The sequence below is a fragment of the Paenibacillus forsythiae T98 genome (assembly GCF_000520735.1).
GTDB lineage: Bacteria > Bacillota > Bacilli > Paenibacillales > Paenibacillaceae > Paenibacillus_AQ > Paenibacillus_AQ forsythiae.
In genome coordinates this window covers 1-7227 of record NZ_ASSC01000513.1, presented here as the reverse complement: position 1 = coordinate 7227, position 7227 = coordinate 1, and the positions used below count along the sequence as shown (strand labels likewise).

The window sequence follows — 7227 nt, the reverse complement described above, 5'->3', positions numbered from 1 at the left end:
CCTGCCGCAATCCGCCGACATCGGCGAGCTGTACAGAAGGGCGTTGCGGCAGGGCATTTCCTTTCTGCCGGGAAATGTATGCCACATCGGGGAACCGTCATCGAGCCATATCCGGCTATGCTATGCCCAAATGGAGGAAGAACAAATGCGTCGCGGTTTGCTGTTTCTGATACCGCTGCTCCGGGAGGCCATAACCGGCTGACGATGTAATCGTTTAAAGCCGGGCGCCTTATCTTGTGTTCAATGTGCGTTCCAGCAGGTTGATCTTCCTCCGGACATGCTGAGGCCACAGCTCAATTGGCACCTCGCCGCCGGAAGCCGCCTGCAGCGTTTTGTAGATATCCACCTGGCCTGAGCCGTAATATTTGTCATGGCCAGGGCTGCCAAGATCCACGGTGTTTCTCGTCATCAGATCCATGACCTCTTTGTTCGTCAGATCCGGATTCAGCGAGCGCACCAGACCGGCGAGGGCCGCGACATGCGGGCTGGCCATGGAAGTGCCGGAGAGCGCGGCGTACTGGCTGCCCGGATACGTGCTGGCGATGCTTTCGCCGGGTGCCGCGACGTCAATATAGTCGCCGTAGTTGGAGAAGGACGCTCTTTCGCCTGACGCGTTCGTCGCGGCGACAGCCAGCACCTCGGGGTAGGCAGCGGGATAGCCCGGGCGTTCCGTGTTGTCGTTGCCGGAGGCGGATACTAGAACGACGTCCTTGTCATAGGCGTATTTCACGGCATCATGCAGGAATTGTGAATCGGCGTAGTTGCCAAGGCTGAGATTGATTACCTTGGCCCCGTGATCGGCTGCCCAAATAATGCCTTCCGATACGGAGTAGGTGGTGCCGGCTCCGGAGTTGTCCAGCGCTTTGACCGGCAGAATTTTGTTGTACCAACTGATGCCTGCCACTCCCTCGGAATTATTGACAAGAGCCCCGATAATGCCGCAGACATGGGTGCCGTGGCCCACGTCGTCATCCGGCTTGGCTCCGCTTGTGATAGCGTTGTAGCCCGGGAGCAGCTGTCCATGAAGATCGGGATGATCCGCCTGAACACCGGTATCCACGACGGCGATGGTGATCTTGCTATTGCCTTTGGACAAATTCCATCCCCGGCCGGTTTCGATCGCCGGCAGGTTCCACTGATAATCGGGGTACAGCAGATCGTTCGGAGTGATAACCGCAGCCGCATTTTCATCCGTGGAATCATTGGTTAAGTAGACATAGTGAGGCTCGGTGTACAGCGGATGCCATTTGGAGACGAAGTACGTCTTCAGCTGTGTATAACTCCTGTCGGATGAACGAAAAATGTAAGCATAGCCCAGCTTGCGGGGGGCTCCGCAGCGGATGTCGGCGGAAATCGCCTGAATCTGGCCGGATTTGAGATGTCCCTCCCTGAACCGGACGACAATTTCGTTCTCGTAGTAATGGCTCGCGTTCTCATTGTCATGCCCCGTCTTGACGGTCATATCCCGCAGCGTGTCGGCGTGCACGGATTCGATGCGGAATTTGCCTTCCTTGGGGTAGGGAATGAGGCGGAGGTTTTTTCGCTGATGCTCGGCCACCCGGCTTAGCAAGGTCTGGTCGATCAAGGCGACAACGCCAAGCTGACCATCCCGGCTCCGCTGACCCATAATGAAATATTTGCGGGTTCCGACGGCAAATGAAGGCGATTCGTAGGATTGATATTTTTTAACAGCGGATTTCGCGGCGCTCAGGTACTGGCGAAGCCGCTGCTGCTGCTCACGGGTTCCCTCCGGCGGGATGGATTTGAACGTCTTGATCTTCTCCGAAGCGAAATCAATCCACATAAGCATGGCAATATGCCCGTGGCTGTGCTGAAGCTTCTCCGCATACAATGCAACATCACGCGATGACTTGCCTGCGGTTCCCGCAAGCATCGCGCGCAAATCCCGGCCCGCATCGATTCGGCTGAGCCGCTCCGTGGCCTTCACATCCTGGATCAAAGCGGTCTTCTTCAGAGACTTCTCCTGAGCCGGACGCACGTATCCCGGCTGCCGCCCGTTCAGCCCTGTTCCGGGACGCGAAGTGATGCCCAGCACCAGTACGGACGCAAAGGCCGCGGTGAGCAGACCGGCGATGGCAATATTTTTACGCGACATAATTTCCGCTCCTCCCTGACATGGTAATAACGTTAGAATGGGAGGCCGCCGCCGGATTTATACATGTACAAAAGGGATACCGCCGATCAATATTTTGTGTTAGGATAGACATGAAATTGATTAAAATGCAAGGAATTATGTAACAGCAGGCAAGTTGAATTTAAAAGCCGAAGACAATAAGGGGGAGCAACCGCCATGTCAGCCAATATTCAGAATTTGTGCGAAACGACGAGAGAAAAGCTTAAATACGCCATCGAGAAAATGGAGGCATTCCTGAATCACTATGCGTTGCCGCAGCTTGCGCCCGAACAGGACGAAGAAACGACGCATTTCTATCAAGGATTTCTATCCGACCTCCGTCACTTGCTGGTATTCTCTGAAATGTCGTACGAGAAGCTGGGGGTTGCGCTCCGCCGCGCCACATTTAATGAGGATTTTGCGCAAAAGGCGCTTTATAACGTATACCACTTCGGCGTCAACAACTTCTTCTATCCGAAAAATGAAAGCTACTCGGAAGATGGCCGTTACGCCTATACGGGGCAGGACGCCATTCGCTTCCGCAAGAAGCCGGTCCGTCCCGTCCGCGATGTTGTGCTGGACATTACCAAGGTGTATGAAGAGCTGCGCGATGATCTTACCTACTACGAGAACGATTATTTGACCGAGCGGCGCATGCAAAATCAAGTGTGAACCCCGAAGTCTCCCGAACGCCAAGTGCGCGGGAGGCTTTTTTAAATTAGTAAGAAGCGCCCAACCCCCGGAAATTTCCGCGCTGCATAACCGCTCTGCCGGAAGGGCATAATGAATCCGAGGTGATATCCAATGGCAAATGCCGCAAAAACGTTAGTCAACTGCAGTGTAAGCAACTGTAATTATTGGGGCGAACACAACATCTGCCGCGCCGAGGAAATCATTATTGAAATCGACAAGCACTCGGGCAGCCGGATGAAAGAGGAATTCGCCGAAGAAATGACCTTTGCGAACCATCATGATGTTGCTCCAAATTCCTCCGCGACCTGTTGTCTGACCTTTAAGCCGAAAGCGTAGGAGGCCGCCTATGAACAGTGGACACAAGGGTTCGGGATCAAACGGTTCCAAGCGCAAACAAATCACGCTGCGCCCGCGCAGAGTCGATTATCCCCGGAAAGCGCCCGAGCACCGCGAGGAATACGCATCCGAGATCAGTCCGCCTTCGATCCGTTCCGACACTCCTGACGGTTCGGGGGAGCGTGTAGGGGACAGGGAAGGGGAGGCGGGAAAAACAACCGGTTATGCCGGACTTGCCCTAGGGATCGCTTCTCTGTTCATTTGGCCGATTATTTTGGGACCGGTGGCGGCGGTGTTGGGTTACTATGCCTATACTCAAGGCCGTAAAACGGCCGGAGGCTGGGCGCTCGGTCTTGGTATAGTCGCGACACTGAGTTATTTCGTTATGATCCCTTTTGCTCGTTAGAATTTAGCCGGAAAGTTGTCAAAGAAGGCTTTCGGACCTTGGAAAAGGGCTGAAAGCCTTTTTTTTGGATTAGTATATTTAACAAATCAGCTCCAAATGACGATATAATCCATATAGGACTAAACCAAAGGAAGAGGGAATGCGGCAGCATGAATATTAATCCCGCCGTCGCCAGCCAGTCTGGCCAATTGAAATGGGTTAACCTGAGAAGCTCGGCTGATGCGGGCGTGTCGGCAAAAAATAACGAAAGCCCGGCTTCGGACTCCCGGTTTGAAGCTGTTCTGGATGACCAATCGTCCGCTTCCGGTGAGGTAAAGACCCGGAGGTATTCGTCCGGTGACGGACTGCTGTGGCAGAAGGTCGGCGCAGCGGGAGCAAGCGCTATTTCCGGGGAAATAGAAGATGCGAGCGCCTGGACTGACGGAACCGGGGACGCCGCGGCAAGGCAGACCGGTTATGATGAGCTGATCCGGGCGGCGTCCTCCAAGTACGGGGTGCCCGTCGATCTGATTAAAGCCGTCATTGATACGGAATCCTCCTTTAATCCAAATGTGGTTTCTTCGGCCGGAGCCAAGGGACTGATGCAGCTTATGGACGGCACCGCCGAAGGCTTGGGCGTGTCCGATCCGTTCGATCCGGCCCAAAGCATCGACGGAGGCGTCCGCTACTTGTCGTACCAATTGAAACGGTTTAACGGGCAGGAGAAAATGGCGCTTGCCGCCTATAACGCCGGACCGGGCCGCGTCATCAAGCTTGGGGTGAGCTCGGATGAAGATCTGTTGCGGCAATTGGACAAGCTTCCGAAGGAGACTCAAGCCTATATTGCCAAAATTGAACGCGCCCGCGCCAAATACTCGGTATAGCGGTATAATAGAAAGGGTCAAACGGGACAAACCGTCTGCGCCGTGCTTCGGCCGCCGGTTCCTGTTTGATCCTTTCACTTTATGGACAGAAAAGGAGTTATGTCATATATGATTTATTGGGATTATGCCGCCGCGGCGCCGCCCCATGACGAGGTTGCGCGAACAGTGGAGCAGCTGATGAGGCTGCATTATGCGAATCCCTCTTCGCTGCACCGCGCCGGGGCCGAGGCCGCCGCTCTGATTGAACGCGCCCGGCAAGTAAGCGCCGCTGCGCTTGGGGTCCTTCCAGGGGAAATCCGGTTCACCTCCGGGGCGACCGAGAGCAACAATCTGGCTATAAAGGGCGCCGCTCTGCAATATACGGGGAGAGGCCGACATATTATAACGACGGAGATCGAGCATCCTTCCGTCTATGAGAGCTGCCTGCAGCTGCAAGCAATGGGCTGGGAAGCAACCTTCATCCGGCCTGACGCATACGGCATGGTGAATCCTTCGGAGGTTGCCGCCGCCGTGCGCCGCGATACGGTGCTGGTGAGCGTGATGCATGTCAATAACGAAGTCGGCTCGGTGCAGCCGCTGTCGGAGATCGGCCGGGTCGTCAAGTCGGCCAATCCCCGGACGCTGTTTCATGTGGACGGCGTTCAGGGCTTCGGGAAGCTTCCCGGAGGTCCCCGGGATTTCGGAGCCGATTTGTACAGCCTGTCTCCCCATAAAATCCGAGGTCCCCGAGGAACGGGCCTGCTGTATGTTAAGGAAGGGGTTCAATTGTTCCCGCTGCTGAGCGGCGGCGCCCATGAGGGCGGCATTCGCGCCGGAACGGAGAATCTGCCGGCGATTGTCGCGGGAGCCAAAGCGCTGCGGATGGCGGCCGAGCGGCGGGGAGAATTCGTCTCCCGCATACTGCCGCTCCGGAACCGGCTGCTGGCATTTTTACGGGGTATCCCCGAATTCACGGTCAACAGCGGCGAAGAGGGCGCGCCGCATATCGTGCATTTCTCTTATCCCGGCATGAAAGGCGAGGTTATGGCGCGCCAACTGGAGCAGCTGGGCATGCTGGTATCCACCCGTTCCGCCTGTTCCTCGCGGCTGGCCGAACCGAGCCGGGTGCTGCTCGCGATGGGCCGGGGTGAAAGCACGGCGCTTGGCGGCATTCGCATCAGCTTCGGGGATGAGCATACCGCAAGCGATGTCGGCGCTCTGGAGCAGGCGCTGCTTGGCGCGATTAAAGCTTTGAAGATTGTTGAAGGAGGCATGCGGTAACATGAAACCGACAGAGCCCGCGCTTTTGGCGGGAATAAGCACAGAATACGCCGACATGCTGCTGCTGCGTTTTGGAGAGTTCACGCTTAAAGGCAAGAACCGCACCCGTTTCGAGAAGACGATGCTGCGGCATGTCAGAGAGATAGTCAAGCCTTATCCCAAGGCACGACTGCTTAAGGAATATGGGCGAATATACGTGGAGCTGAACGGAGAACCGGCGGAAGATTTGCTGGAAGGGCTTGTCAAATTATTCGGGATTTCATCCGTTAGCCCGGTCAAGGCAGTTCGGCCCGTGCTGGAGGATATTGTGGAGGCAAGCCTTGAGTTTATCGGGAGAATAAATCCCGAACCGGGTACCACCTTCAAGGTCAATGCCCGGCGGGTATGGAAGGACTTCCCGTATGGATCGCAGGAGATGAACCGCCTGGTGTCCGCTCCGCTGCTGAAGGCTTTTCAGGCGCTTTCCGTCGATGTCAGAACGCCGGAGCTGGAGCTGAGGGTAGAGGTTCGGGAGCAGCAAGCCTATATTTTCTGCGAGAATATTCCCGCGGTCGGCGGCTTCCCTCTCGGCACCAACGGCAAGGCCATGCTGCTGCTTTCAGGCGGGATCGACAGCCCGGTGGCTGCATGGTCCTCCATGCGGCGGGGGCTGGAAGTGGAGTGCGTTCATTTCTTCAGCTACCCTTATACAAGCCGGGAAGCCCGGCAGAAGGTTGTCGATTTGGCCAGAGTGCTGTCGCGGTACGCGGGCACGATCCGGCTGCATCTGGTGCCGTTTACGGAGGTGCAGACTTCGTTTGCCGGGATCGGCCAGGACAATCTGATGATTACGCTGATGCGCAGGGCGATGCTGAGAATCGCGACGGCGCTGGCGGAACGCGAGGGTGCGCTGGCCCTGATTACCGGTGACAGTCTGGGCCAGGTAGCCAGCCAAACCCTGCCGAGCATGAACGTCATCGGACGGGCAACCGAGCTTCCGCTACTGCGTCCGCTTGTCATGATGGACAAGTCGGAAATTGTGGCGCTGGCGCAGCAGATCGGCACTTATGATTTGTCGATTCTTCCCTTTGAGGACTGCTGTACGCTGTTCGTGCCCAAATCGCCGACAACCAAACCGAATCTCAATATCGTCGAGAGGGTCGAGGCGACGCTCCCCGGCTATGCGGACAGGCTTGCCGAGGCGGCAGCGGCGGCTATTACGGTGGAAATTACTCCGCACGGAGACGAACGTCCGGCCGATGAAGCCGATTTGATTCCGGCCGTCAAGGAAGACTGGTTCTGAGCCTTCGCCTGAAAATGGGACAGGTGGCATAGCTTGCCCAGGCCGAGCATACAAGTAGTTACATGCCGGTTCAGGGGGAGTGCGCAATGGAATCGATATGGCTGCTCGGAGAAATATTAATGGTAAACCTGGTGCTCAGCGGAGACAATGCCGTGGTTATTGCGATGGCAAGCAAGAACCTGCCGGACAGACACCGGAAACAGGCCGTATGGTGGGGGGCGGCAGGGGCTGTGTTCTTGCGGTGCATCCTGAC

General features: G+C 56.4%; 8 protein-coding genes and 1 pseudogene. 8 read left to right on the top strand and 1 reads right to left on the bottom strand.

The genetic code is table 11. The annotated features are described in order from the left end of the window. Nucleotides 1-202 (top strand): annotated as a pseudogene (locus tag L692_RS32860) (MocR-like pyridoxine biosynthesis transcription factor PdxR); the annotation flags it as partial. A 27-nt stretch (nucleotides 203-229) separates the two neighbouring features. Here L692_RS32860 and L692_RS0115970 read toward each other — a convergent pair. Further along, nucleotides 230-2116 (bottom strand): S8 family peptidase, encoded by a 1887-nt coding sequence (locus tag L692_RS0115970; RefSeq protein ID WP_025701139.1) that lies wholly within the window; start codon nucleotides 2114-2116, stop codon nucleotides 230-232. 195 nt (nucleotides 2117-2311) lie between these two features. On the opposite strand from L692_RS0115970, the gene L692_RS0115965 reads away from it, so the two are divergent. From L692_RS0115965 to L692_RS31255, 7 genes are all read left to right on the top strand, one after another. Continuing rightward, nucleotides 2312-2806 carry a YpuI family protein gene (locus tag L692_RS0115965; RefSeq protein WP_025701138.1) on the top strand — a complete coding sequence of 165 codons (495 nt, stop codon included), beginning with the start codon at nucleotides 2312-2314 and terminating at the stop codon, nucleotides 2804-2806. Between the two features lie 132 nt (nucleotides 2807-2938). After that, nucleotides 2939-3163, top strand: a complete 225-nt coding sequence (locus L692_RS0115960; protein WP_025701137.1) for a DUF1540 domain-containing protein — start codon at nucleotides 2939-2941, stop codon at nucleotides 3161-3163. 10 nt (nucleotides 3164-3173) lie between these two features. Next, complete coding sequence (locus tag L692_RS0115955; protein ID WP_025701136.1) at nucleotides 3174-3569, top strand: hypothetical protein; 396 nt, start codon at nucleotides 3174-3176, stop codon at nucleotides 3567-3569. A 149-nt stretch (nucleotides 3570-3718) separates the two neighbouring features. Then, entirely contained in the window at nucleotides 3719-4432 is a 714-nt protein-coding gene (locus L692_RS0115950; protein WP_025701135.1) for a lytic transglycosylase domain-containing protein, read from the top strand. A gap of 108 nt (nucleotides 4433-4540) precedes the next feature. Then, nucleotides 4541-5692, top strand: coding sequence for a cysteine desulfurase family protein (locus L692_RS0115945; RefSeq protein WP_025701134.1), 1152 nt, complete (start codon nucleotides 4541-4543; stop codon nucleotides 5690-5692). A gap of 1 nt (nucleotide 5693) precedes the next feature. Then, nucleotides 5694-6974 carry a tRNA uracil 4-sulfurtransferase ThiI gene (gene thiI, locus L692_RS0115940; protein ID WP_025701133.1) on the top strand — a complete coding sequence of 427 codons (1281 nt, stop codon included), beginning with the start codon at nucleotides 5694-5696 and terminating at the stop codon, nucleotides 6972-6974. Between the two features lie 86 nt (nucleotides 6975-7060). After that, on the top strand, nucleotides 7061-7227 hold a 167-nt coding region (locus L692_RS31255; RefSeq protein WP_036724008.1), incomplete at its 3' end, for a TerC family protein.